The organism is Allobosea sp. 10L422 (assembly GCF_056395345.1).
Genome location: NZ_JBFTJI010000013.1, coordinates 1 through 25,023 on the forward strand (window position 1 = coordinate 1; position 25,023 = coordinate 25,023).

A 25,023-nucleotide genomic window follows, 5' to 3' on the forward strand; every position below is an offset into this window, starting at 1 on the left:
GATACAAGCCTCCCGCGCCAGAGGTCTTCATCCCCGCCATGACCGCGAGGGCGGCTGCGCAACCCGGACCAGCTACGCCGCCCGCGCTGGTGTCGAGACCAACCGTCCACTAACAATCACCTTGGACCAGCCGGCGGGGGCGGATCAGATCTTCGACCGACCCGGCTCTATCTCGATGCGGGTCGAGCGGGCGGATTAGATGGCTGGGAGGCGGCAGTGAGCAGACTGAGGCCTTGAGCCAAAGTTGCGGACAACCTTAGGCCACTCCGGAGCGCATCATCGAACGACATCGGCGGCCGAGCGCCACCTGCGGACGTTGGCGGGTTGCCGTTAAGCAGACATCTGCGGAGTCTCCAGCAGCGGACGGCGCAGGGGTAAGTGGATGTTCCCCACAGGCGCCGCACCTAGCGGTCTGTGCTTCGTATGCCGTTGTCCGAAAAGCAGTACCCTGCGGATGGGGAAGCTTCCAGTTGCAACCTGAAGGTTGCCACAAACTCGCAAATGTTGGAGGTTCCGACCGGGGGTAATTTTCACTTGGCTACTGGTTCCACAAGCTTCAGTGCAGCACCGTCAGCCGCCGGCTACCTTTATCAGGCCAGGTTAGCGCTGGCGTTGTGTTTGAAGCACGTGAACGCCAGCGCCGGCATCGAGATTGGAATCGAGCGACTTGACGATGTCTCGTTCGAGACCAACGGGACTGCGCTGGAGCTCCTGCAGGCCAAGCATCACATAGACCGGGTCGCCAGCCTGTCGGATAGGAGCGCGGACCTCTGGAAGACGTTGCGGATCTGGAGCGAGGCCGCAGCCGCTGATCCGACCATGCCGGCGCGGACCCGCTTCGCGCTCGTCACTACGGGCTCCGCGCCTCAGGATAGCGCCGCGTCCATGCTCCGTCCCGCTGGCGCCTATACCGTTGGCGGAGAGCGCGACCCAAAGCGCGCAGCAGCCTTGCTGACGCCGATCGCCGAGGCCGGCGGCAATCAGGACCTCAAGGCTGCGCATGCGGCGTTCCTGGCGCTGAACCCCAGGATGCGTGCATCGTTGCTGAGCTCGATCGAGGTCTTGGACAACCAGCCGCTCTTGATGGACCTTGGCGAGGTCATTGAAAGTGACCTTCGCCTCATCGCTCCGCGCGGAAAGGCCGCCTTGGCCCGCGAGCGGCTCGAGGGGTGGTGGTGGCCACGTGTATGCAAAGCCCTTATGCACAAACCCAGCGAGGCGATATCGATACTGGAGGTTGAGGCGAAGCTTGACGACATCCGCGACGGGCTGAAGCGCGGCGCGTTGGTCGCCGATCAAGAGCACGTAGATCCGCCAGCCGAGGAGATCGCGGACTATGAGGGACGGCTGTTCGTACGGCAACTCAAGGCCGTCGGCGTCGGCGGTAACCGAGTAGAGTACGCCAAGCGTGACTACTATCGAGCGTTCACCCAACGATCGAAATGGGTACGCGAGCACCTCGTATTCGACGGTGAAATCGCGAAGTACGAGGTCACACTCATCGAAGAGTGGCAGCCCCGGTTCCAGCAGATGCAGGACAAGCTCGCCGCCGGAGAGCCGTCGCCAGCCTCGCAGCGCGCCGGCGGCCAAGATATATACAGCTGGGTTGAGGCCGAAGCGCGCTTCCCGTTCCGATCCATCACTCACCGCTTCTTGACTGTCGGCTCCTACCACATGCTAGCCAACGATATGCGGGTCGGCTGGCATCCGGACTACGTGACAGCGTGCGCCACAGAGGACGCCTGACCTATGGCCTCGCGCTGGAGCTTGAACTGGCGAGATCGCCCGACAGAGGAGGCGGCCCTCCTGAATCCGGCTTTTTGCGGGGAGCTGATCGCTCGCGCGACCAAGGATTATGAGCGCCTCCGAGCCTCACCCTTTCCGTTACCCCTCGCGTTCGTTGTGCTGCCGCTTGTCCTCCATCCGGCTACCCTCGCCGCTCTGCCCGGCCGGGCGGACACGACCTTCGCGACCTGGTCGGCGGACAACGAAGCCATCTTGGCGGAGCTTCCGGAACGCACGCTGCGGCTGCGGCCCATTAGCCGCGAAGCCTTGCTTTTTCTGACCCAACATCGGGCGCTCACGGTTGGACCCGATGGCCTGCGGACGGGCGAAAAGCCGATGAAGCTCTCGGCCAAGACGCCCGTCAGCACTCCCGCCGTTGATGATATCCGCAGGGCGGCCGCCCTCCTCGGTCGCTGGTTCGGCAGCCAGGGCGCGCCCGTCCAAATCCTCCAGACCATGGGCGTAACGCCATGACCCTGCAGCTCCGATCCATAGCGATCTATTCCCACACGGGCGAACGCCGCGAGGTCGAGTTCGCCCTCGGTCGCCTCAACGTCGTTACGGGGGCCTCGAAGACCGGGAAATCGGCGCTCCTCGACATCGTAGACTACTGCTGGGGGCGTGGTGAATGCACGGTGCCGGAGGGCGAGATTCGGCGCAACGTATCCTGGTTCGCCATCCTGCTGGATAGGGACGGCGAGGGCATCCTCGTTGCGCGACGCAACCCTGGCCCCGCCGGTAAAGCCAGCGACGAGATTTTCTTCGAGCGCGGTGTGGAGGGCCTCCCCGACAGCCCTGAAGGGTTCGCGAAGAACGTGACGGGCGATGGGTTGCGCAATCACCTGTCAGTAGTTCTCGGCATCGCTGAGAACAGGTTCGTGCCGGAGCCAGGAGCTACCCGCATCCCATTGGAGGCGTCGGCCAGCCAAGCCATCTTCTTCTGCCTTCAGGCCCAGGATGAGATCGCCAACCGCCGCCTGCTCTTCCACCGCCAAGGGGAGCAGTTCATCCCGCAGCATATCAAGGACTCCCTTCCCTATTTCGTGGGGGCGATGGGCGAAGATCACTACCTGCAGCGGATGCGCTATGAGGAAGCCCGAGGGCGGCTTCGCAAGCTTGAACGTCAATATGCCGATGCCCGCGCGCTGGCTAACGAAGTGACAGGGACCGCCCAATCGCTGATGCAAGACGCCAAGAGGGTTGGCCTGCTTCCGCCAGGGGCCTTTGGCGAGACCCCGGCCGATATTCGGGCGCTGCTCGCGACGGCGGCAGCGCCGCGCGAGCTTGCCTACGCCCGCAACGACGATCCGGCGACGGACCTCACTGACCTTGAGAACCGACGGCGCCGCCTGCGCGGAGAAATGCAGGACATTCGAGACGAGATCGCCGAAGTCCAGCGTCTTGAGCGGGAAGCTTCAGAGTTTCAGATCGAGGCCAGCGAACAGAAGGCGCGCTTAGCCTCAATCGGCCTCTTGTCCGACGACAGCGGCGACGCCGAAACCTGTCCCCTTTGCGATAGTCACCTCCCGACGCCGATCCCATCGGTTACCGAAGTCAGGCGGACCTTGAGCGCACTCGATGGACAGCTCCAGTCGGTGAAGCGGGACAACCCTCGATTGCAGGCCCGCCAAGCGGAACTTGAGGCCCGACGCAATTCCGTCGACGATCGAATGCGGATCGTGCAGGCGGACATTATCGCACGAATCTCCGAGAACGAGCGGCTCCGGATCGAGCAGGACCAGTTTACCGAGCAAGCCCGGATGGCTGGACGTATCGGGTACTATCTTGAGAACGCTCAGTCGGTCGCTTCAGACGACGGGATTCGCCTCGCCATCGCCAGGGCCCGGGCCGAGGTCGCTGAACTGGAGCAACTGCTCGACCAGGAGGCGATGGAGGAACGCCTCACGACGGCGCTAAGCCTCGTCAGCCGAGATCTTACCAAGTACGCCCGAGATCTCGACCTGGAGCATGGCGAGAATACGTTGCGCTTGGATCGCAAGAACCTGACCGTGGTCGCCGATACGATTGATGGACCCTTAGCTCTCCCTCAGATCGGCAGCGGTGAGAATTGGGTAGGTTACCATGTGGCGGCCCACCTTGCGCTGCATGGCCTCTTCCGCGCGCGTAACCGGCCGGTGCCGGCGTTCCTGATGCTGGACCAGCCCTCGCAGGTTCACTACCCGGCCGACCGGGACGTCGGGGAAATCGATGGGAAAAGCGACGAGGACCAGGCGGCTGTGGCCCGCCTCTACCGGCTTCTCTTCGACTACTGCGACGCCCATAATCCCGGGATGCAGATCATTGTGATGGATCACGTCGAACTGCTGCAGGACTGGTTCCGCGACTCCATCGCGCAGCGCTGGCGCGATAACATAAAGCTCGTGCCGCCATCATGGTTGCGACCGGCTTCGTGACGGACAAATTCCGGGTAGACTCGGGACAAGCAACACTAGGCCAACGGGCCGACGCAATCGGACGAGGCGGGAGGCCCTCGCGGAGGTCTCCCAGGGATCGGGGCGAACGGCGCAGGATCGAACGCGAGCTGCAAAAGCTGGTGACCCGCCCTTGTCGAGAACACCATCAGGCAGGTGCAGCCTAAAGCGGCAACGGCTTGAGCCCCCCTATTGCTTCGTCATTCCGCGAGCCAGTCCCGTAGTACGCTGAGATTGATCGCCAATTGACGGCCTTCGTCGGGACCGCCCTTGTGAATGACGCCGACGACTTTGCCGTGAGCATCCAGGATGGGACCACCCGACATGCCCTGAGCAAGCTGTTGTGTGACCTCGACCTTTTGAACGCCAGCCTTCGGGGTAAGCAAACTGACATAGCCAGGCCGTTCATTCAAACGATCGCCAGGTGCCCAACTTGGATAGCCATAAGCCGTAACCGGAGTGCCTACCGAGATTCCATCCATCGCCGGCTCGAGCGCGAAATATTCCGTTTCGGGTATTCCCGAGTGATCCAGGATCGCGAGGTCTCGATGCTCGTGGCGCTTCAAAACCTTTACGGCGAATTTCGTAGCGTGTTTCGTTGGATGTAAGATTTCGACCGCTTCCGCTCCCTTTACGCAGTGTTCAGCGGTAACCAGACCGATGTCCTTGAGAAAGAATGCCGTGCCATGATGGGTGTCGGTCTCTATGACCCAAACTGACCGATCGCGACGCTCGCCAACTGTCGGCGTCAGCTTGATCGGCTTCGCTGGAAAGCACTTGTTGTAACGAAACGCCAGCGAACGGACGACAGGATCAGGTTGGCCTTTTAGATGGGCGATGTAGGAGATCTTGCCACGCAAATGCGCTTCAAGGTTGCCCTTGCCGCCTCCGTCGTCATGCTTCTTTTGCGCGGCTGGTAAGCCGATGGTTTGGATCGAATGCATGATCGCCCGGATGTTGCGGACGTACCGTCGGTCAACGTTAAGGCCTGCATTGATCTTCACGCCGGTAACTATGCGGCGGGAATTCCGATCGGCGTAGTGGGCCTTGTCAGGATGGATCGTGAACCCGTTTCCTTTGAATGCGGACGTGACTGCCGGCACGAGGACTTCGGGCGAGAACCGTCCTGCCGCCGGAAGTGGGCCCTGAAAAAGCGGGCTGGGCGGCTGAAAGGCCGAAAACGTGATGTCGTCGGCGTATCGCGTATAGATCGCCCGAGCACTTTTCGCGATCCTCAGCAGTTCGCTATCGAGACGATAGCAGATCATGTTGGATAACACTGGGCTTGTCGGCGCACCTTGCGGCAATTGGCCATTGCAGCAGCATATGCGGGCCACAATGTGCGCGACCCGTTCTCCGATCCCTAGCGATCGTAGCAATCCGCGAATGCGGTTTTCTGTGATCGTCGGGAAGAAGTCGTGAAGGTCCAAATTAATGATGTGCCGCCTTCGCCCATGGGCCTCGGCATTGGTTTTCACGGAACGGTCTATCACGAATCCATGCACCGGATTTCGTATTCGATAGATCTGATCCAGCAGCGGGGCCAGCTTGCTCTGCAAGATTTTGAGCCGCTTATCCGGCGCCGTGATGATGCGAGATTTACCCTTGCCTTTGGCAATTTGAAATCGGGTGTACATTTGGTAACGGTACCACCAAATCTTTTTGAGTTCTTTGGGGCCCAAGCCCAGAAAGCCCAGCAGGATGGCTTCATCACTGAATTCGGGCGGAATTGGAATCGACTTATGCTTGCCGAATAAGCGCGCAGGTGAAGGCACGGGGTCTCCCTTCCAATCTCGCCAGTGCCCCGAAGCAATCGGCGCGGATGGTATGGACAGACATTCGCTCTTAGGCCGCAGTTGCACAGCCCGTATGCGAAGGAAGACCCCGTTGTAGGAACGTCTACCATCGCTTCGCTCCAGCGCAAGCCGCAGGAAGGCGAAGATCGCATGCGTCGGCAGTGGGACAACTCTGGCTGCGTCGCAAACGGCTGACCTGCACCACCCGAAACCGGACGCGCCGAACGTCACGAAGGGGCCAGTTTCGGCCAATTTGAACGGTTCGCCCGATCTCCTGCTGTGTCTGCCGACGGTGTTTTGGGAATAAGAATTCAAAAATGGCGATTTTGCGCGTGGCTATTGAAGAGCCTCCTTTCTGGAGGCAGTCATGGTCGCGACGATCGCAGCCGGTACCTCAGCGCGATATTATCTGGCGCAGGTCGAGTATTATCTTGGCGGTCGCGAGCCGCAGGGCGTTTGGCTCGTTGTTGGCCCCGGGCTTGGCGTTGCGGCGGGGCAGCGGGTCGAACGCGAGGCCTTCGAGAACCTACATGGTGCGCGACATCCGGCTGGCCGTTCGCTGTTGTCGAATGACGGCAACCGAACTGCCGCAGTCGGCGGCTACGACGTCACATTCTCCGCCCCAAAATCTGTATCGGTGCTGTGGGCGCTAGCCAGTGATGAGCTGCGCCACGCAATTGAGAATGCCCAGCAGGAAGCGGTCCGGTCTGCTTTAGGACTGATTGAGGCCGAGGCTGCCTTCTGTCGTCGTGGGCGCGGCGGGGCGGTGCTGGAGCGCGTCTCGTTGACCGCTGCCGTTTTCCAGCATGGCGAGGCGCGACCGGCGGAACATGCGGATGGACGCACCTTCGCAGACCCGGCGCTGCATCATCATGCCGTGGTTATGAACCTCGCCGAGCGCGGCGACGGTTCGTTCGGTTGCCTTGACGGCCGTCCGCTGCATTCCTGGAAGATGGCAGCAGGCGCAGTCTATCATCGAAGCCTGGCGCAGGGCCTGGAGCGCATTGGCCTGCTGGCCGAGGTCACCGGTAAGAACGGCATCTTCGAGATCGCCGGAGTTGACGGCGAGCTTTGCCGCTACTTCTCCGCACGCCGGGAAGAGATCGTCTCAGAACTCGCTGAACTCGGCCTCGACAGTGCTGACGTTCCTGCCCTGGCCGCCGCAAAGGCGCGCGCCACGCGGGCGAGCAAGCTAGAAGCGGACGATCAAGATCGGCACGACTTGTGGCGGGCGCGTGCTGCTGAACTCGGTTTCGTCCCTGAGCGTGTTGCCGAACAGGCGCTGGTCGCATCAGCGATGGAAAGTTCGCGCGCTCAGTCCTGCGAGGAGCAGCTGGCGTGTGCTCTGGCGGGGTTGACCGAACGCGGTAGCACATTTGAGCGACGCCAGTTGGTGGCCGCCGTAGCGTCCGCATTGATGGAGGTCGAGGGCGAGCACGACCTGGCGGCCATTCTGGAGGGACTGGAGCAGGGCCAGAAGGTGGTACCCCTCGCTCGCGATCTCTGGGGTCATGCGATCTACTCCACGCCTGAGATCGTCGCACTTGAACAGGAGCTGCATCAGATTGCAGCTGACCTGGGTACGGACAAAGTTGCTTCGCCGCAGATCGATATCGCCGACAGACTGATCGTTGCTGCCTCGCTCAATCCTGAACAGGCCGCAGCGGCCAGGGCAGCTTGCGGTCCAAACCTCCTCGGCCTGATCGAAGGCGGCCCTGGCGTTGGGAAGACGACGCTGCTGCGCCCGGTCGCCGAAGCCTGGACACAGGCCGGCTGGACGGTGATCGGCGCGGCGAATGCCTGGAAGATCGCTCATCAATTGCGCGACGAGCTTCAGATCCAGGCCCGCGCCCTCGATAGCTGGCTTGCCCTTGCAGAACACGGGCAAGACTTCCTTGCGGACAGAACCGTCCTGCTGGTCGATGAATCGGGATTGCTCAGCAGCAGGCAGTTTCATCGGTTGTTGTCGGCCGTCGCAGCTGCTCGTCAGTCTGGCAAACAGGTCGCCGTGCGCATGGTCGGAGATCGCAGGCAGCTCCAGCCCATCGGCGGACCAGGCCTGAACATCGTCACGGATGCGATCGGCACGCAGCGCGTCGATACGATCGTCCGGCAACGCGAGGCCTGGGCGCGAGAGACCGTCACGGCCTTCGGCAAGGGCGACGCTGATCAGGCGTTCGCACTGCTCGATAAGCATGGGGCGTTTTCGGAGGGCGCCAACGCCAAGGCGACGATCGAAGCCGTCGTCGATGCGTGGGATCAAGCCCGCCGCAGGACTCCCAATCACGACAGGCTGCTCATTGCCAAGAGCAATCGACAGGTCGCGATGCTGAACGAGGCTGCGCGCGAGTGCCTGCGGCAGGCAGGGCAGATCGCCGCTATCGACGCGGCGATTGTGCTGGCTGTCACGCCTTCAGGCGAGAGCTACGAATTGCCTCTGACTCGCGGTGATCAGATCCGCTTCCTCGCCCGGCACGACGGACTAGGGGTGATCAACGGTACGAGCGCGGTCCTGACGCAAGTGGGTCGTGCGCAGAATGGCGCGATATCGCTCACAGCTCATATCGGCAGCCGCGTTATTCGGTTCACTCACAGCGACCTGCAGGACGATCAGGGGCGCGTTCAAATAGCTCATGCCTATGCGACGACCTGCTACGGTTCGCAGGGACTGACCACGGAAGAAGCTTTCGTTCTGCTTGATCCAGCGATGGATCGCCATGACATCTTTGTTGCAGCAAGTCGCGCCCGGGGCCGCACGCAGCTTTTTGCTGATCGCAGCAACCTCGATGCACGAGCGAGAGCGGCGCGGTTCTTGAACGATCGCAAACGCTCGGTGACGCGCGAGGAACGGCTCGGCGTTCTCGCAGCAGCCCTTTCGCGTTCTGGTCTGAAGCGTTCGACACTCGACTATCAGGTCAGCCCGCCGCCGCAGGATCTGGGATTGCAGCCGGAGATCCGCCGCAAGTTGGAAGGGCATGCTCCAGAGAGGAGCCGGATGCCGGACCTCTCGCGATGACGACCGCGACTCGCAAGCAGCAGCGTCGCGCCAAGATGGCTCTCGAAGACGCCGCCACGACGGTGACGGATAACTGGGGCCAGACCGTCCCGATCACCACGCGAGAGGTCGAGACGGTCGAAATCTATCTCGGTCGTGTCCTCGACGAATTGCTGCGAGCACATGGCGTTTACCATGTCGTGCGCTCCTCAGTGGATCCGAACGCTGTTGTTCATCCCGACTCTACCGCAGCATAGCTCCAGCTGGCAGACTCAACGCCGACGTTTTCCGAGACCGATCATGACACCGATGTTCCGCGCTTCTGCGATCTCATCTGGCTTCGTTACCGAAGGCGCTGGCTTGCGCTGCTGCGGGTATTATCGCGTGAGCACAGGTCGCCAGGCGGAGGGAGATTTGTCGATTCCGGACCAAACCCGGCAGATCGAAGCGTTCTGTCTTGCGCGCGGCTGGGAATTGGCATCGGGCTATGTCGAAGCCGGTGCCTCGGCAACGGACGACAATCGGCCCGAGTTCCAACGGATGATCGAGCGAGCCTGCGACGACGACCGTCCGTTTGACGTCATCGTCGTGCACTCCTACTCGCGCTTTTTCCGCGATGCGTTCGGCCTGGAGATGTATATCCGCAAGCTGGCCAAGGCTGGCGTCAGGCTGGTCTCGATCACGCAGGAACTCGGCGAGGACCCGGCGCAGGTGATGATGCGCCAGGTTATTGCGCTCTTTGACGAGTACCAGTCTCGCGAAAACGGCAAGCACGTGCTGAGGGCGATGAAAGAAAACGCCCGCCAGGGATTCTACAACGGCTCCCCGGTGCCGCTGGGCTACACCACCCAGGAGATCGAGAAGCGGGGCGCCCGCCTGAAGAAAAAGCTTGTGGTCGATGCTGTCGAGGCTGAAATGGTTCGACTCGTATTCAAGCTCTACACTGAGGGTGATGGCCGAGCCGGCCCGATCGGCGTCAAGCAGCTGGCTGTTTGGCTTAATGAACGTGGCTACCGGACGAAGCGAGGTGGCCGCTTCGGTGTCGATGCCGTGCACACTATCCTGACCAATCGAACTTACATCGGCGAGGCCCTGTTCAATCGGCGCAGCTCAAAAACATTGCGGCAGAAGCCGGAAAGCGAGCAGGTGAAGATCGATGTTCCAGCGATCATCGATCGCAAGCTGTTCGATCGAGTGCAGGACAATCTGCGGGCGCGCAATCCAAAGGTTACCGCGCCCCGTATCGTGACCGGGCCGATTTTGCTGACCGGACTTGCTACCTGCGCAAGCTGCAGCGGTGCCATGACGCTGCGGACCGGTACCTCAAGCTCGGGGAAGGTCCATCGCTACTATACCTGCTCGACCTGCGCGCGGATGGGCAAGAGCGCTTGTAAGGGGCGCTCCATTGCTATGGACAAACTCGACACTCTCGTAACCGATCAAATCACCGAGCGCTTGCTACAGCCTGACCGCTTGACTGCGCTCCTGTCCTCGATCCTGGAACGCCGGGTCCGGCAGGCCACAGAGGTCGATCAACGCATCACATCCCTTCAGGCAGATGTGTCGGAGGCCGAGGAGAAGCTAAAACGGCTCTACCGGATGGTCGAGGACGGCCTTACTGAACTCGATGATATCCTCAAGGAGCGAATCGCCGATCTGAAGCTGGGCCGTGACAAGGCGAAAGCTGCGCTTGAGCGAATCATGCGTAGCCAATCCGGACCGCGAACCCTTGATCCCGCTTTGATCGATTCGTTCAGCCGTATCATGCGCGACAACGTCACGAACGGCGAGGTCCCGTTCCGGAAAGCCTACATCCGCTCGCTGGTGGATCGGATCGAAGTCGATGACCACGTCATCCGTATCATCGGCGACAAAGCCACCCTCGAACAGGCAGTGACGCACGGCGCCTCGGTAGGAAATGCGGTTCGCAGTTTTGAACCGAAATGGCGCGCCCGACACGATTCGAACGTGTGACCTTTGCCTTCGGAGGGCAACGCTCTATCCAGCTGAGCTACGGGCGCTAACCGTGAACGCTGGATAGCCGATCCCCGCCGCTTCGGCAATGCAGGATTTTGCAGGAGGGCGGAGACCGAGGCGGCAAGGTCATTCATTCGCATCGCGTCGGCGTGCCGCGGCTGCTCATTGTTCGTGGTCGATATTTGCCCATCGACCCCTGCGATGGATATCCCGCCTCCGGCACCCTTGTTTACCGGTGATGCCGGTATATCGCGCGATCGCTGGTGGGGTAGAAGACGATCAAGGGGAGGCATGGCGACGCACGCAGATGTTTGAGGTGTCGCCATGGGCATGCCGCTGCGTCGAAGGCGCGCATCCGGCATGCGGCGGCGGACCCAGCCAATCTCCATTCCGGCAGTATGGTATCGCCTATGCCGTCCAGATACCGGGAGCTTGCTCGAATGAACCGCCACGACACGATCCGGCTCGCGATGCTGCCGACGCCCTTCGAGCGATTGCCGCGCCTTGCGAGCGCGCTCGGCGGCAATCGCCGGGCTCCGTCGATCTGGATCAAGCGTGACGACTGCACCGGCTTTGCCGGCGGCGGAAACAAGGCCCGCAAGCTTGAATATCTGGTGGCCGATGCTCTGAAACACGGCGCCGACATGTTGGTGACCATGGGCGCCATCCAGTCGAATCACGCCCGCCAGACCGCGGCGGCGGCGGCACGGCAGGGCCTCGGCTGCCTGCTGCTGTTGACCGACTCGGTCGCAAATCGCGGCGAAGCCTATCGAACCAACGGGAATTGGTTGCTCGACGGGATCTTTGGCGCGGAAATTCGCCTCCTCGCCGCGAGCGAGGACGGTGCCGCGACCGCTGAGGAGGCGATGGCAGGGCTGGCGGCGCAAGGACGGAGGCCGTATTTCATCCCGGTCGGCGGTTCGAATGCGCTTGGAAGCCTGGCCTATCGCGACGCACTTCTGGAGTTGGCTGCCCAGGCGAAGGATGAAGGCTGCCGCATCGACCGCATCCTTCTGCCGACGGGAAGCGGCGGCACCCATGCCGGCATTCTCGCCGGCGTGGAGCAGGCCGGCTTGCCCTGGCGCGTGCACGGCATCAGCGTCTCCCGCTCATCCGAGCAGGCGCGGGCCATCGTCTCCGGGCTGGTTCAGGAGATCTACGGTCTGGAGGATCGCCGGAGGGACGCGATGTCCGCTCTTGAGATCGATGATTCCCGGGTGGGGCCGGGATATGGCCAGCCCACCGCCGAGATGATCGAGGCCGTCCAGCTGGTTGCCCGCACCGAAGGCATTCTCCTCGATCCGGTCTATACCGGAAAGGCGATGGCTGGACTTCTTTCACTTGTCAGAACCGGCGCCATCCGCCCTGACGAGACCGTCGTTTTCTGGCACACGGGCGGTGCGCCCGGTCTCTTTGCCTATCCGGAGGTGTTTCAGCGGTAGAGACATCCAGGCCGGGTTCGGGAACTTCGCGTCACGAGCCAGCCGCGAAGAAGGTCAGCCGGCTGAAGAGCGTGTAGTGCGACTCGAACATCATGATGCCGACGAAGATGATGAGCGCCAGCGGCGGGGTGAGGATCGCATAGGTCAGCGCCAGCCGCTCCCAGGCCATATGCATGAAGACCGCGACGATCAGGCCGGCTTTCAACATCATGAAGAGAAGGATCAGCGACCAGCGCAGGTAGCCGACGAGGCCGAAATAATCGACCAGGTAGGAGCAGGTGCTGAGGATGAACAGCCAGACCCAGACCACGAGGTAGAGCCTGATCGGGTGCTGTTGCGCGTCGTTGTGAGCTGCAGGCTGTGCCATGTCGCCACCTCACCAGAGATAGAACAGCGCGAAGATGAAAACCCAGACGAGATCGACGAAGTGCCAGTASAGGCCGGTGATCTCGACGATYTCGTARCGRCCCTTCCGGCTYGTGAAGAAGCCGTGCCGACCCTGGTCGAAATCGCCGCGCCAGACCTTGCGGGCGATGATGAGGAGGAAGATCACGCCGATCGTGACATGAGTGCCGTGGAAGCCGGTGATCATGAAGAAGCTGGAGCCGAACTGGTCGGCGCCCCAGGGGTTCCCCCATGGGCGCACGCCTTCCCGGATAAGCTTCGTCCATTCGAAGGCCTGCATGCCGACGAAGGTCGCGCCGAGCAGAGCGGTCGCGAGCATCAGGATCGCCGTCTTCCTGCGGTCGCGGCGATAGCCGAAATTGACCGCCATCGCCATCGTGCCGCTGCTGCTGATCAGGACGAAGGTCATGATCGCGATCAGGATCAGCGGAAGGTGGTGGCCGCCGATCTCGAGCGCGAAGACCTCGCTCGGATTGGGCCAGGGCACCACCGTCGATATTCGGACCGTCATGTAGGAGATGAGGAAGGTGCCGAAGATGAACGTGTCGCTGAGGAGGAAGATCCACATCATGGCCTTCCCCCAGGAGACGTTCTTGAAGGCCCGCTGATCGGACGACCAATCGGCCGCGATACCGCGCCAGCCGGTGGGGCGGGCGATGTCCGTGTTTACGGCAGTCGGCGCAATCTCATTCATCGGCCCCTCCTCGATGGGAGCTCATGAGGCCAGGCTCTAGGTCAGCAATCCCCGGCAGATCTCGATGAGGTCGTCGGTCCAGCGCATCAGCAGGCTGAACAGGACGAGCCAGACCAGCAGCAGGAAATGCCAATAGATGGCGCAGAGCTCGACGCTGAGGGTCAGCTCACGCGGAATCTTCGGTGCAAGGTCCTTCGGCGTAGCGAAGGCGCTGACGGAGGTTCGGCCAAGCGCGACGAGCCCGCCGAGCACATGCGCTCCGTGAATGGCTGTGACCAGATAGAAGAAGGCGCTGGCGGGGTTGGTCGCGGCGAAATAGCCGGAGACGACAAGCTCACGCCATGCCAGTGCCTGCGTCGAGAGGAAGGCGAGCGAGCAGACGCCCGCGGCGAGAAGGCTGGAGCGGAGCGGGCCCGGCTCGTCGCAACGCGCGGCGACCACCGCCATGTGCAGGGCGATGCTCGCCAGGATCAGCAGCCCGGTGCTGAACCAGAGCACGGTCGGCATCGGCAGCGCGCGCCAATCCGCCATGCTCATGCGCATCGAATAGGCGCTGATGAGAAGCGCGAAGAGCGAGCTGGCGACGACGAGGAAGGTGCCGAGGCCGAGCTTCGCCGTCATGGGCGAGGTCGGCTCGGCCGCGTCGCCGATCACGCCGACCTCGAGCCAGGGCTTTGCCGTCAGGCGTTGACGCGAGAGCCACCAGCCGGCGAAGGCTGCCACGACGACGATGAAGCTGAGGACCACGCCCATGGCGACATCTCCTCACGCGGCCCGCGGATCCGGCGGCTGGTTCTGCGGCAGGAAATCCTCCGCCGCACCGGGCACGCTGTAGTCATAGGGCCAGCGGTAGACCACGGGCAGGGTCTTGCCCCAGTTGCCATGGGCGGGCGGCGTCTGCGGCGTCTGCCATTCCAGCGTGGTCGCGCGCCAGGGGTTGCCGCCGGCGGGCCGGCCGTGCCGGAGGCTCCAGATGAGATTGAACAGGAAGACGAGCTGGGTGGCGCCGACGATCAGCGCGACGACCGTGATGAATTCGTTCAGCGTTGCCGCCGACGACGGAACGAGGGCTATCCCGCCGATCTCGTGATAGCGCCGCGGCACGCCCATCAATCCGATATAGTGCATCGGGAAGAAGATCAGATAGGCCCCGAGGAAGGTGACCCAGAAATGGAGCTTTCCGAGCCGATCGTCGAGCATGCGCCCGGTAACCTTCGGATACCAATGGTAGATCGCTCCGAAGATCACCAGGATCGGCGCGACGCCCATCACCATATGGAAATGGGCCACGACGAACATCGTGTCGGAGAGCGGCACGTCGACGACGACATTGCCGAGGAACAGGCCGGTGAGCCCGCCATTCACGAAGGTGACGATGAAGCCGAGCGCGAACAGCATCGGGACGGTGAAGTGTATATCGCCCTGCCAGAGGGTCAGCACCCAGTTGTAGACCTTGATCGCGGTGGGGATCGCGATGATCAGCGTCGTGGTSGCGAAGAAGAACCCGAAGGYGGGATACATGCCGCTGACATACATRTGGTGCGCCCAGACGACGAAGCTGAGCGCGCCGATCGCGAYCARCGCCCAGACCATCATGCGATAGCCGAAGATGTTCTTGCGCGCATGGGTGCTGATCAGGTCGGAGACGATGCCGAAGGCCGGCAGCGCCACGATGTAGACCTCCGGGTGCCCGAAGAACCAGAACAGGTGCTGGAATAGCAGTGGGCTGCCGCCCTTGTAGGCCAGCGGCTCGCCCATCGCGATGATGGCCGGCATGAAGAAGCTGGTGCCGATCAGCCGGTCGAGCAGCATCATCACGGCGCCGACGAAGAGCGCGGGAAAGGCGAGCAGCGCCATGACGGTCGCCGTGAAGATGCCCCAGATCGTCAATGGCATGCGCATCAGCGTCATGCCCCGGGCGCGCCCTTGCAGCACCGTCACGACGTAGTTCAGCCCACCCATGGTGAAACCGATAATGAAGAGGATCAGCGATGACAGCATCACGATGATGCCCCATTGCTGGCCGGGCGTGTTGGCGAGGATCGCCTGCGGCGGGTAGAGGGTCCATCCGGCTCCGGTCGGGCCGCCCGGCAGGAAGAAGCCGCCGAGGAGCACGAGCACGGCGAGGAAATAGATCCAGAAACTCAGCATGTTCACATAGGGGAACACCATGTCCCGCGCGCCGAGCATCAGCGGGATGAGATAGTTGCCGAAGCCGCCGAGGAAGAGGGCGGTCAGCAGATAGATCACCATGATCATCCCGTGCATGGTGATGAGCTGGTAGTAGCGATCGGGGTCGATGAAGGGCAGCGCGCCGGGGAAGCCGAGCTGCAGCCGCATCAGCCAGGACAGGACCAGCGCGACCAGCCCGATCGCCAGCGCCACGCTCGAATACTGGATGGCGATGACCTTGGCATCCTGGGAGAAGACGTATTTCGTGATCCAGCTCCTCGGATGATAGAGCTCGACATCGTCGATCTCGGCCGCCGGTAGCGGTTCGGGGACGCCGTGCATCACGTCGACCATCGGGCCATCTCCCACGCCTCGCAGGACGAAATCCCCGTTCGGAGCTCGCCCCCTCGCTCATCCCTAGTTTTTCGCCTGCGTCCTCGTTGAGCTCTGGAGTTGGGCGAAGGTTTTCTGCTGCTGCAACCAGTCGCGGTACTGGCTCTCGGGCTCGACCACGACGCCGCCGCGCATGAAGGTGTGGCCGGTGCTGCACAGCTCGGAGCACAGCGCCTCGAAGGTGCCCGCGCGTGTCGGCGTGAGCCAGTAATAGGTCACTGTGCCCGGGATCATGTCCATCTTGGCCCGGAATTCCGGGACGTAGAAATCATGCACCACGTCGAGCGAGCGCAGCAGCAGCTTGACCGGCTTGTCGAGCTGCAGGTGGAGCTGATCGCCCTGAATGACGATGTCGTCCTGCCCGCGCGGGTCTTTCGGATCGATGCCGAGCGGGTTCTCGGGCGTGACTTGGGCGATGTCGGTGGCGCCGAGCTGGCCGTCCGCGCCCGGGAGCCGATAGGCCCATTGCCATTGCTGGCCGACGACCTCGACGACGGAAGCGTCCTTCGGCACCGTGACGAACCGGTGCCAGACGACGAGGCCGGGCGCCAGCATCGCTGCGACGCCAATTCCCGTGCCGATCGCGAGCCACCATTCCAGTCGCTTGTTCTCCGGCTCGTAGGCGGCGCGGCGGCCTTCGCGATGGCGGAACCGGAAGACGCAATAGGCCATGAACAGCACGACCGCGGTGAAGACCGCGCCGGTGATCCAGAACGTGATGATCATGGTGTCGTCGATATAGCGCCAGTTGGAGGCGATCGGCGTCCACCACCACGGACTCAGGAAGTGGAAGACCACCGAGCCGATCACGACCAGAGCCAGGACGACCGCGATACCCATCCCTTTTCATCCTTGCCGAGGGCGGCGATGAACAGGAGCAAGGCAACGCTGCGGCGCAGGAAAATGCGCCGCAGCGCTAGGCAGACGAACTCATCTTCGACATCGAAACAACGCTGCAGCCCGCGGCCGGCCGGATCCTCTGCTCGAAACGAACGAGGCCGATACGATCGGGGGTGGAGCAAGGCATCTGCCGGGCGCGAACGCCGCCGAGCGGAGTGGAAGGCTCAGCCTTGTGCTTCCTGCTCGCCATCGCCGAACCCTCGGCCCGCCTCGGCAATCACGCGCCGCCAGCGGGGGCATACACTTCGGACCGGGTCACGGGGCAGTCAAGTCTCCGGCCAAAAGTCATCATCATGTTGTCGCCCTGCGTGCGGGAGTTGTCAATCGACACTGCACCGCAGAACAGCTTGGTCGCAGCCGAAACCGGGAGGGGAACCGGCTATTTTTTCTTTCCGTCAGCATCGAATTGCTTGAGGAACGCGACGACGTCGTCGATTTCCTGGTCGGACTTGAGGCCCGGGAACGTCATCTTGGTGCCTGGGATCTTGGCCTGCGGTGCCTTGATGTAATCCCGGAATGTCGGCTCGTCCCAGACGATGCCGGAGTTCTTGTTGGCGGGGGAATAGCTGTAGCCCTCGATCGAGCCCGAGTGGCGGCCGAAAAGGCCATTCAGCTTTGGCCCGACGGCGTTCCTCGCGGTCTCGCCGATCTGGTGACAGGCCCGGCATCTCAGGAAGATCTTCTCGCCTGCGGCGGTGTCGCCGGCCGCCATGGCTGAATGAGGCCATACGGCCAGTATCGACAATGCTATCACGGCCCTGCATGCCATCGGACACACTCCTCAAGAAACAGAGGTGATCCTTCCGTCAGACCCGTCGACCGCGCCGCATTCGCGGTATGTTTATACTGCCAATACTTGATCGCTCCAAATCGCCTGAGAGACCGTCTGGAAACTCCGGCCCTCATCCCGAGGAGCCGCGTGAGCAGCGTCTCGAAGGATGAGGGCTCGGGGGATTCTCAAACGGTCTCTGAGGGCGTTTTGTCGGCGAGCTTTTCCGGCGTTGGCGCTGTCGTCAGCGCTCCTGCGGCGTCACGCCTCAAACCGCTTCGCGAATGAAGCGGCTCAGGAACAAGCGCGTGCGGCTATGCTTGGGAGAGGCGAGCACCTCGCCCGGCGGCCCCTGTTCGACGACGACACCGCCATCCATGAAGACGACACGGTCGGCCGCCTCGCGCGCGAAGCCGATCTCATGGGTGACGACGATCATCGTCAGCCCCTGTCTGGCGAGATCGCGCATCGTCGCCAGCACTTCGCCGACGAGCTCGGGGTCGAGCGCGGAAGTCGGCTCGTCGAACAGCATCAGCTTCGGACGGATGGCGAGCGCCCGCGCGATGGCGACGCGCTGCTGCTGGCCGCCCGAGAGCTGGCGCGGATAGGCATGCGCCTTCTCGGTCAGGCCGATGCGGCCGAGCAGCTCCATGGCGTAGTCGGTCGCCTCCTTGCGGCTGTGACCGTGGACGCCGACGGGCGCCTCGATGATGTTCTCCAGCGCCGTCATATGCGGGTAGAGGTTGAACTGCTGGAAGACCATGCCGATCTGGCGGCGCTGCGCCGCGATCGCCCGGTTCGACAGCTTGATCAGGCGCTCGCCGGAGAGCCGGTAGCCGATCTGCTCGCCGGTGACCATGATCGAGCCGCGATCGATCGCCTCGAGATGGTTGATGCAGCGCAGGAAGGTCGACTTGCCCGAGCCTGACGGTCCGAGGATCACCACGACCTCTCCGGGCGCGACATCGAGGTCGATGCCCTTCAGCACCTCGTTGGCGCCGAAGGATTTGTGGACGTTGCGGGCGCTGACCAGCGGCGCGGCCCCGGCCTTGATAGCGTCGCGGCTCATGGCGTCGGCTCCGCGATGACGGGTTTGGCCTGCGTCGCGCCGCGCTCGCCGCGGGCGTAGTAGCGCTCGATGAAGCCCTGGCCGATATTCAGCACCGAGGTAATCGCGAGATACCAGATCACCGCCACCATCAGCATGGGGATGACCTCGAAGGTGCGGTTGTAGACCGCCTGCACGGAATAGAGCAGATCGGCCATGGCGATGACGCTGACCAGCGAGGTCGCCTTGATCATGCTGATGAGCTGGTTGCCGGTGGGCGGCACGATCGAGCGCATCGCCTGCGGGATGATGACGCGGCGCAGCGCCCGCCCCCGCGTCATGCCGAAGGCGTCGGTCGCCTCGACCTGTCCCTTGTCGACGGAGATCAGGCCGCCTCGGATGATTTCGGCCATATAGGCGGCCTCGTTCAGCGAAAGCCCGGCGATCGCCGCCGTCATCGGCGTGATCAGGTCATTGGTGTGCCAGCTGACGAGCGTCGGCCCGAAGGGGATGGCGATCGAGATCTCGGGGAACAGCGTCGAGAGGTTGTACCAGAAGATGAGCTGCACCAGCAGAGGCGTACCGCGGAAGAACCAGATGTAGAGACCGGCGACGCCGCTGAACAAGCGGTCCTCCGACAACCGGGCGATGGCCAGCGCCAGCCCGATGGCGACGCCGATCACCATGGCGACGACCGTCAGCCCGAGCGTCACCGAGAGCCCGCGCAGGATCGACTCCGCGGTGAACCATTGCGCCACCACCGGCCAGCCGAAATTAGGATTCCAGGCGACGATCCAGGCGAAGTTGGCTGCGACGGCGAGCACGAAGGCCCAGAGCAGCCAGCGTCCCCACTCGACCGGGCGGTGCGCCTTGGCGACGTCGCGTAGCGCCAGTTCGCGCTCGGGCGTCGCCTGCGTTGCGTTGCTCATTCTGTGCTCGGGCTCAGTTCGCCGACCGGTTGATGCCGGGTTCGTCGATCATGTTGTTCTCGATCCCCCATTTCTTGAAGATCGCGGCATAGGTGCCGTTGGCCTTCAGCGCCTTGATGCCGCCGACCAGAACCTCGCCGAGCGGCGAGCCCTTCGGCACGACGGCGCCCTGGAACAGATCCTGGAAGCCGTTCGCCTTGCCGATAGCCGCCAGCTCGAGATCGCCCTTCGCCTGCTGTACAAAGTAGGTGAGCGGCGCCTGCGACGAGAAGAACGCATCGGCTCGGCGCGAGCGCACCGAGAGGATCGAGGTCGGCTGATCGGTGAAGGACATCACCTCCAGCGCCGGCTTGCCATCGGCAGCGCATTTCTCGGCCTGTGCCTTGATGACCTTCTCGGCCGAGCCGGCGGACATCACGGCGATCTTCTTGCCGCAGCTGTCCTCAAGGCTGTTGATGGCCTTCGGATTGCCCTTCTGCACGGCGAAGACCACGTATTCGCGGACATAGTCGACGAAGTCGTTCGCCTCCTGGCGCGACTTGAAGTCGCCGATCGGGCCCATGGCGAACTGGAAGCGGCCGGCGGCGATGCCGCTCAATGACGAGGCGAGGCCGTTGACCGTGGCATGCTCGATCTTGACGCCGAGAAGTTCCCCGAGCGCCTCGGAGAGATCGGCGCTGGCGCCGATCATCTTGTTGGTGTCGGTGACGATCTCGTAGGGGGGGAAGGAGCCGTTGTTGACCGAGATCATCTTGCCGGCGCTGCGGATCGTCTCCGGCAGCTTGGCGCGCAGGGCCTCGTCGACCTTCTGCTTCGGGATCTGGATCGACTGATCCTGCGCCTGCGCCGCGCCCTGCATGAGCGCAACGGAAAACGCGACGGCACCGGCAAGTTTCACGATCGTCTTCATGGCGGCATTCCCCTGTTCGTTATTTCTCAAATTGGTTCGCGCTCAGGCAGCCTGTTCGGCCCCAGCGCCGGCGGCCGGGAACAGCGTCTCCGGCGTCAGGTCGGTCTCGGCGAGTTCCTGGATCCGCAGCTGTTCCAGGAACGCCGTCACCATCGCCCGGTTCGGGCCGAGGCCGCTCGCATTCCACTCGGCCGGGAGATCATGCCCGCTGCGCACGAGCTCGTCGATCAGCCATGGGCTGGTGTCGGCATAGCGGCGGCGCTTCTCCAGCCAGACGCGCAGGCTCTCGTCGAGCAGGTCGCTGAGGGCCTGCGGCAGCCAGGGCTCGCGCCCCACAAGCTCCGGCTTGAGCCCGATGATGTGCATGCCGGGCACGAAGCCGACCTTGCGGAAATAATCGACCTCAGCCGCCCGGACATCCGGCAGCAGGGCGCGGAATGCCGAGCCCGGCGCGAAGAAACCGTTGGGCATGAATGGCATCAACACGGCGTCGATCTCGCCGGCGGCGAGCAGGTCGAGCAGCGGCGGCTGGCCGGGCAGCGCCTCGATCCGGCCCGGCCGCGCATAACGGCCGATGCGATCGGTGACCGGATGGCCCGCCGCGAGGCGGCTGACGGCCCAGAACGCATCCTCGATGCCGATCCCGGCCTCGGCCAGCGCAGCGCGCGTCCAGGTGTTGCCGGAATCCTGCCAGCCGGCGATGCCGATGCGCTTGCCGCGCAGATCCTCGAAGCGCGTCAGCGGGCTCTTCGCCGCCGTGACGACGCAGCGATGCCGGAAGCCGCGCATGATGAAGTTCGGAATGCCGAAGACGCCGGTCTCGCCCCGCGCTTTCCCGGTCGTGTAGCGGCTGAACGAAATCTCGGAGGCGTCGAAGCGGGTATCGCTGGCGAAATCGTCCGGCAGCGCCGCAAGCCGCTCGATCTTGAGCTCGAATTGGTCGGAGGCGACGTCGCCGAGCAGCAGCGGCGTGATGAAGTCCCAGTCCCGCAGGGCCAGCCGGATGACAGGTTTCAACGCATACCTCGTTCCAAGCCTTGAATATCCGGCAGATTAAATGTTCACTTGGTCTGATCAATCGATATTACGTTCCTGAACATTAATTTCAGAATCGATGAGCACCGAACCCGACGCGACCTGGCTGGCGAGCCGCTTGACGCAACACACCGCACGCGGGATCGCGCTGGAGGTCAGCGCGCTGATCCGCTCGGGCGCACTGCCCGTGGGCACGAGGATGCCGACCGTGCGCGACCTCGCCTTCACCCTCGGCGTCAGCCCCGGCACGATCTCGGAAGCCTGGAGCGAGCTGAAGCGCCAGAAGATCGTCTCGGGGCGCGGCCGCGGCGGCGCCTGGGTCAGCGGCGACAGCGCCACGCCCCGCCCGGCCCGCATGGGCAGCGTCGCCCATTTCGGTCCCGATGTCCTTGACCTCTCGCTCGCCATCCCGGATGCCAGCCTGCTGCCGCCGCTGCGCGCGGCCCTGGCGCATGCGGCCGAAACCGAGAACCTCAACAGCTACGAGCGCACGCCGATCCTGCCGGCGCTGCGGCAGGCCGTACTGCCGCAATGGCCCTATGCCCCCGATGCCTTCCTCGCCACCAATGGCGGCTACAACGCGGTCTATTCGGTGCTGCACGCGACCGTGCTGCCGGGCGCGTGCGTCGCGATCGAGGATCCCACGGCGATGCGCCTCCTCGATATCATCGAGGATCTCGGTGCCGAGCTCCTGCCGATCGGCTGCGATGCGAAGGGGCCGCTGCCCGACCAGCTCGCGGCCGCGCTGTCGCGGCGTCCCGCCGCCTTCATGTTCCAGCCGCGCACCCATTCCGTCACTGGGCGGCATGTCAGTGCGCGACGCCTGCAGGAACTGGCGACGGTGCTAGCCGGCAGCGATACCCTGGTGATCGAGGATGACGGTGTCGGCGACGTCTCCATCCACCCGCCGATCAGCCTGGGCGCGACCATGCCGGAGCGGGTCGTCCATATCCGCTCCTTCTCGAAATCGCTTGCCCCCGACCTGCGGATCGCTGTGCTTTCGGCCCCGGACAAGGTCATCCGCCAGATCCAGTCCTATCGCAGCTTCTCCTCCGGCTGGACGAGCCGGTTGCTGCAGGCCGCCACCGCCTGGCTGCTCGACGATGCGGCGACGACGCAAAGCGTCGCCAATGCGCGCCAGATCTATGCGGAGCGCCGGCGGACCTTCCTGGGACATTTGGCGGAACACGGCATCGCGATGCCGGAGACGGATGGGCTGTGTATCTGGATTCCGGTCGAATCCGAGCAATATGCGCTGGTGACGCTCGCTGCTCATGGCATCGCGGTCCTGCCCGGCAGCAAGTGCTCTCTACAGCCGACCGAGCATGTCCGGCTGGCGACGGCGGTTTTGGCGCAAGGGCATGAGCGGGTCGCCGCCGCCGTGGCGCGCGCCGCGCGTCGCGGCGACTGATCCTGTTGCTGCGCCGAGCCGCCGCGCTTCCGTCAGCCCATCTTCGGTGGCGCTTGGAGTGGACGATGTAGACGACAGAAAGCCCCGCATCGGGCAACCGATGCGGGGCTTTCTGCGAACGACGTCCTCAGGCGACGAGAGCGAGTTCGGCGTTGGCGTTGCGGATCGCCTCCTCGCGCGCCTCGGCGCCATAGCCCAGCTTCTCGGCCCGAATGAAGGTGACCTCGGTGATGCCGGCGAAGCCGAGCATGGTGCGCAGATGCGGCTCCTGCGAGTCCATCGCCTGGGCCGGGCCGCTGCTGTAGAGGCCGCCGCGGCTCTCGACGATGATGGCGCGCTTGCCCTTGAGCAGGCCCTCGGGGCCGGCTTCGCTGTAACGGAAGGTGACGCCGGCGCGCAGCACGTAGTCGAACCAGCTCTTCAGCGTCGACGGAATGCCGAAATTATACATCGGCGCGCCGATGACGATGGTGTCGGCGGCCTTCAGCTCCTCGACCAGCGCGTTGGAGAGGGCGAGCGCCTCGCGCTGCGCCGCGGTCTCCGTGATGCCGGCGCGTACGGCCGCAGTGGTCTCGGCATTCAGATGCGGGATGGGGTTGGCGTCGAGGTCGCGCTCGACGACATGCACGCCGGGGTTCTGGGCACGCAGCCGGGAGACGGTGCTCTGAACCAGCTGCCTGGAGACCGAATCGGCGCCCGAAGCGCTGCTGTTGAGGACGAGAACGGTAGCCATGATGGAACTTCCTGTTCGGAGGGGTGATTTCGATCACCGCAAGATAGTGGTTCACGGATCGCACCAGAACTCGCATAATCGGCACCAAGCTGTTGCAGCCTGAGGAACACCTATGTCGGAGCTCGATGACATCCGCAGCTTCATCGCCGTGGTCGAGGCCGGTGGTTTCGGCCGGGCGGCGCAGAGCCTCGGCTTGGCGAAGTCGATCGTCAGCCGCCGAGTCAGCCGGCTGGAGGAGGAGCTCGGCACGCGCCTGCTCAGCCGCACCACGCGCGGCGTGAGTGCGACCGAGGCGGGGCTGGAATTCAAGGCGCGCAGCGAGCGCATCCTGGCCGAGCTCGACGAGGCGCGCGAGGCGGTGGCGCAGCAGGCTGGCGGGGTCGCCGGGCGGCTGCGACTCTCGATGCCGCTGACCTTCGGCAACAAGCATGTCGCGCCGCTTCTGGGCGAGCTGGCCCAGAGGTATACGCGGCTCGAGATCGACGTGCAGGCGAGCGACCGCTATGTCGATCTGATCGGCGAGCGCTTCGATGCTGCGATCCGCATCGGCTCGCTGAAGGATTCGAGCCTGATCGCCCGGCGGCTTGCGCCGGTCCATGCCACGGTGATCGGCAGCCCGGCCTATCTCGCGCGGCGCGGGCGCCCCGTCATTCCCGCCGATCTCAATGACCATGACTGTCTGCTCTATAGCGGCACCAACGATCAGGACTGGGTGTTCCGCACCGGCAAGCGCTGGATCACGGTGCGGCCGCCGGGGCGCATGAGCTCCGACAATGGCGACACGCTGTTGTCCTGGGCTGTCGCGGGGCTGGGGCTTGCCGTTCTGCCGACCTTCATCGCCTCCGATGCGATCCGCTCCGGTGCGGTCGAGCCGATCCTGCTCGACTATCCCATGCCGACGCGCGCGCTCTATGTGGTCCGTCCGCCGGGAGCCTATGTCCCCGGCAAGGTCAGGGTGCTGATCGACCTCTTGGTCGAGCGCTTCGGCGGCACGCCCTATTGGGATCCCTGCCAGATGGAGGCGCATGAGCGCGGGATCAGGCTGGATGAACCGCTGAGCGATCAGCTCATGCCGGCCAAGAAGCCCGAGCATCAAGCAGCGTGATCCGGCGCATCACGCGAATTCGCGTGGTTTCTTTCGCGCGTCTGGGCACTGTTGCGCGGCCCTAGAGCATTTTCGAGCGAAGTGGACACCGG

The 25,023-nt window shown here is 63.6% G+C and carries 21 protein-coding genes and 1 tRNA gene; 9 read left to right on the plus strand and 13 right to left on the minus strand.

Annotation, left to right across the window (positions count from 1 at the left end; genetic code table 11):
* The first annotated feature begins 627 nt into the window (after window positions 1–627).
* Genes AC1DEZ_RS21730 through AC1DEZ_RS21740 form a run of 3 tightly spaced genes read left to right on the plus strand, consistent with a single transcriptional unit; the run spans window position 628 to window position 4,199 of the window.
* On the plus strand, window positions 628–1,746 hold the full coding sequence (locus AC1DEZ_RS21730; RefSeq protein WP_476780741.1) for an ABC-three component system protein: 1,119 nt from the start codon (window positions 628–630) through the stop codon (window positions 1,744–1,746).
* A 3-nt stretch (window positions 1,747–1,749) separates the two neighbouring features.
* On the plus strand, window positions 1,750–2,259 hold the full coding sequence (locus tag AC1DEZ_RS21735; RefSeq protein ID WP_476780624.1) for a three component ABC system middle component: 510 nt from the start codon (window positions 1,750–1,752) through the stop codon (window positions 2,257–2,259).
* The gene (locus AC1DEZ_RS21740; RefSeq protein ID WP_476780625.1) at window positions 2,256–4,199 is read left to right on the plus strand and encodes a DUF3732 domain-containing protein; all 1,944 of its coding nucleotides are present in this window, start codon (window positions 2,256–2,258) and stop codon (window positions 4,197–4,199) included. Before AC1DEZ_RS21735 ends, AC1DEZ_RS21740 begins: the two co-directional genes overlap by 4 nt.
* A gap of 218 nt (window positions 4,200–4,417) precedes the next feature.
* Here the strand turns inward: AC1DEZ_RS21740 and AC1DEZ_RS21745 are convergent, their stop codons facing one another.
* Window positions 4,418–5,992 (minus strand): trypsin-like peptidase domain-containing protein, encoded by a 1,575-nt coding sequence (locus AC1DEZ_RS21745; protein WP_476780626.1) that lies wholly within the window; start codon window positions 5,990–5,992, stop codon window positions 4,418–4,420.
* Window positions 5,993–6,380: 388 nt separating this feature from the next.
* On the opposite strand from AC1DEZ_RS21745, the gene mobF reads away from it, so the two are divergent.
* Genes mobF through AC1DEZ_RS21760 form a run of 3 tightly spaced genes read left to right on the plus strand, consistent with a single transcriptional unit; the run spans window position 6,381 to window position 10,982 of the window.
* The gene (mobF, locus tag AC1DEZ_RS21750) at window positions 6,381–9,029 is read left to right on the plus strand and encodes a MobF family relaxase (protein ID WP_476780627.1); all 2,649 of its coding nucleotides are present in this window, start codon (window positions 6,381–6,383) and stop codon (window positions 9,027–9,029) included.
* Window positions 9,026–9,265 carry a hypothetical protein gene (locus AC1DEZ_RS21755; protein ID WP_476780628.1) on the plus strand — a complete coding sequence of 80 codons (240 nt, stop codon included), beginning with the start codon at window positions 9,026–9,028 and terminating at the stop codon, window positions 9,263–9,265. Before mobF ends, AC1DEZ_RS21755 begins: the two co-directional genes overlap by 4 nt.
* 43 nt (window positions 9,266–9,308) lie before the next feature.
* Window positions 9,309–10,982 (plus strand): recombinase family protein, encoded by a 1,674-nt coding sequence (locus AC1DEZ_RS21760; protein ID WP_476780629.1) that lies wholly within the window; start codon window positions 9,309–9,311, stop codon window positions 10,980–10,982.
* Here the strand turns inward: AC1DEZ_RS21760 and AC1DEZ_RS21765 are convergent.
* A tRNA-Arg gene (locus tag AC1DEZ_RS21765) sits at window positions 10,953–11,029 on the minus strand. The two genes, AC1DEZ_RS21760 and AC1DEZ_RS21765, sit on opposite strands and share 30 nt — an antisense overlap.
* A gap of 426 nt (window positions 11,030–11,455) precedes the next feature.
* Here AC1DEZ_RS21765 and AC1DEZ_RS21770 point away from each other — a divergent pair.
* Window positions 11,456–12,427: a D-cysteine desulfhydrase family protein gene (locus AC1DEZ_RS21770; protein ID WP_476780742.1), complete on the plus strand. Its 972-nt coding sequence runs from the start codon at window positions 11,456–11,458 to the stop codon at window positions 12,425–12,427.
* A gap of 31 nt (window positions 12,428–12,458) precedes the next feature.
* Here AC1DEZ_RS21770 and AC1DEZ_RS21775 read toward each other — a convergent pair whose 3' ends face one another.
* From AC1DEZ_RS21775 to AC1DEZ_RS21820, 10 genes are all read right to left on the minus strand, one after another.
* Window positions 12,459–12,794, minus strand: coding sequence for a cytochrome C oxidase subunit IV family protein (locus tag AC1DEZ_RS21775; RefSeq protein WP_476780630.1), 336 nt, complete (start codon window positions 12,792–12,794; stop codon window positions 12,459–12,461).
* A 9-nt stretch (window positions 12,795–12,803) separates the two neighbouring features.
* Window positions 12,804–13,526 carry a heme-copper oxidase subunit III family protein gene (locus AC1DEZ_RS21780; RefSeq protein WP_476780631.1) on the minus strand — a complete coding sequence of 241 codons (723 nt, stop codon included), beginning with the start codon at window positions 13,524–13,526 and terminating at the stop codon, window positions 12,804–12,806.
* Between the two features lie 36 nt (window positions 13,527–13,562).
* Window positions 13,563–14,279 carry a cytochrome c oxidase subunit 3 gene (locus AC1DEZ_RS21785; RefSeq protein ID WP_476780632.1) on the minus strand — a complete coding sequence of 239 codons (717 nt, stop codon included), beginning with the start codon at window positions 14,277–14,279 and terminating at the stop codon, window positions 13,563–13,565.
* Window positions 14,280–14,291: 12 nt separating this feature from the next.
* Window positions 14,292–16,052, minus strand: a complete 1,761-nt coding sequence (locus tag AC1DEZ_RS21790) for a cbb3-type cytochrome c oxidase subunit I (RefSeq protein WP_476780633.1) — start codon at window positions 16,050–16,052, stop codon at window positions 14,292–14,294.
* Between the two features lie 63 nt (window positions 16,053–16,115).
* Window positions 16,116–16,931, minus strand: coding sequence for a cytochrome c oxidase subunit II (locus tag AC1DEZ_RS21795; protein WP_476780634.1), 816 nt, complete (start codon window positions 16,929–16,931; stop codon window positions 16,116–16,118).
* A gap of 439 nt (window positions 16,932–17,370) precedes the next feature.
* Entirely contained in the window at window positions 17,371–17,703 is a 333-nt protein-coding gene (locus tag AC1DEZ_RS21800) for a c-type cytochrome (protein ID WP_476780635.1), read from the minus strand.
* A 325-nt stretch (window positions 17,704–18,028) separates the two neighbouring features.
* On the minus strand, window positions 18,029–18,829 hold the full coding sequence (locus AC1DEZ_RS21805; RefSeq protein ID WP_441509679.1) for an amino acid ABC transporter ATP-binding protein: 801 nt from the start codon (window positions 18,827–18,829) through the stop codon (window positions 18,029–18,031).
* Window positions 18,826–19,737 carry an amino acid ABC transporter permease gene (locus tag AC1DEZ_RS21810; RefSeq protein WP_476780636.1) on the minus strand — a complete coding sequence of 304 codons (912 nt, stop codon included), beginning with the start codon at window positions 19,735–19,737 and terminating at the stop codon, window positions 18,826–18,828. The genes AC1DEZ_RS21805 and AC1DEZ_RS21810 overlap by 4 nt, the downstream gene beginning before the upstream one ends.
* A 13-nt stretch (window positions 19,738–19,750) precedes the next feature.
* Window positions 19,751–20,596 (minus strand): ABC transporter substrate-binding protein, encoded by an 846-nt coding sequence (locus AC1DEZ_RS21815; protein ID WP_476780743.1) that lies wholly within the window; start codon window positions 20,594–20,596, stop codon window positions 19,751–19,753.
* 93 nt (window positions 20,597–20,689) lie between these two features.
* Window positions 20,690–21,664 (minus strand): substrate-binding domain-containing protein, encoded by a 975-nt coding sequence (locus tag AC1DEZ_RS21820; protein ID WP_476780637.1) that lies wholly within the window; start codon window positions 21,662–21,664, stop codon window positions 20,690–20,692.
* Window positions 21,665–21,761: 97 nt separating this feature from the next.
* Here AC1DEZ_RS21820 and AC1DEZ_RS21825 point away from each other — a divergent pair, with 97 nt between their 5' ends.
* Entirely contained in the window at window positions 21,762–23,093 is a 1,332-nt protein-coding gene (locus tag AC1DEZ_RS21825) for an aminotransferase-like domain-containing protein (RefSeq protein ID WP_476780638.1), read from the plus strand.
* A gap of 127 nt (window positions 23,094–23,220) precedes the next feature.
* Here AC1DEZ_RS21825 and AC1DEZ_RS21830 read toward each other — a convergent pair whose 3' ends face one another.
* Window positions 23,221–23,826 carry an FMN-dependent NADH-azoreductase gene (locus AC1DEZ_RS21830; protein WP_476780639.1) on the minus strand — a complete coding sequence of 202 codons (606 nt, stop codon included), beginning with the start codon at window positions 23,824–23,826 and terminating at the stop codon, window positions 23,221–23,223.
* A gap of 112 nt (window positions 23,827–23,938) precedes the next feature.
* Between AC1DEZ_RS21830 and AC1DEZ_RS21835 the strand changes: the two genes are divergently transcribed.
* Complete coding sequence (locus AC1DEZ_RS21835; protein ID WP_476780640.1) at window positions 23,939–24,931, plus strand: LysR family transcriptional regulator; 993 nt, start codon at window positions 23,939–23,941, stop codon at window positions 24,929–24,931.
* The last annotated feature ends 92 nt before the right edge of the window (window positions 24,932–25,023 follow it).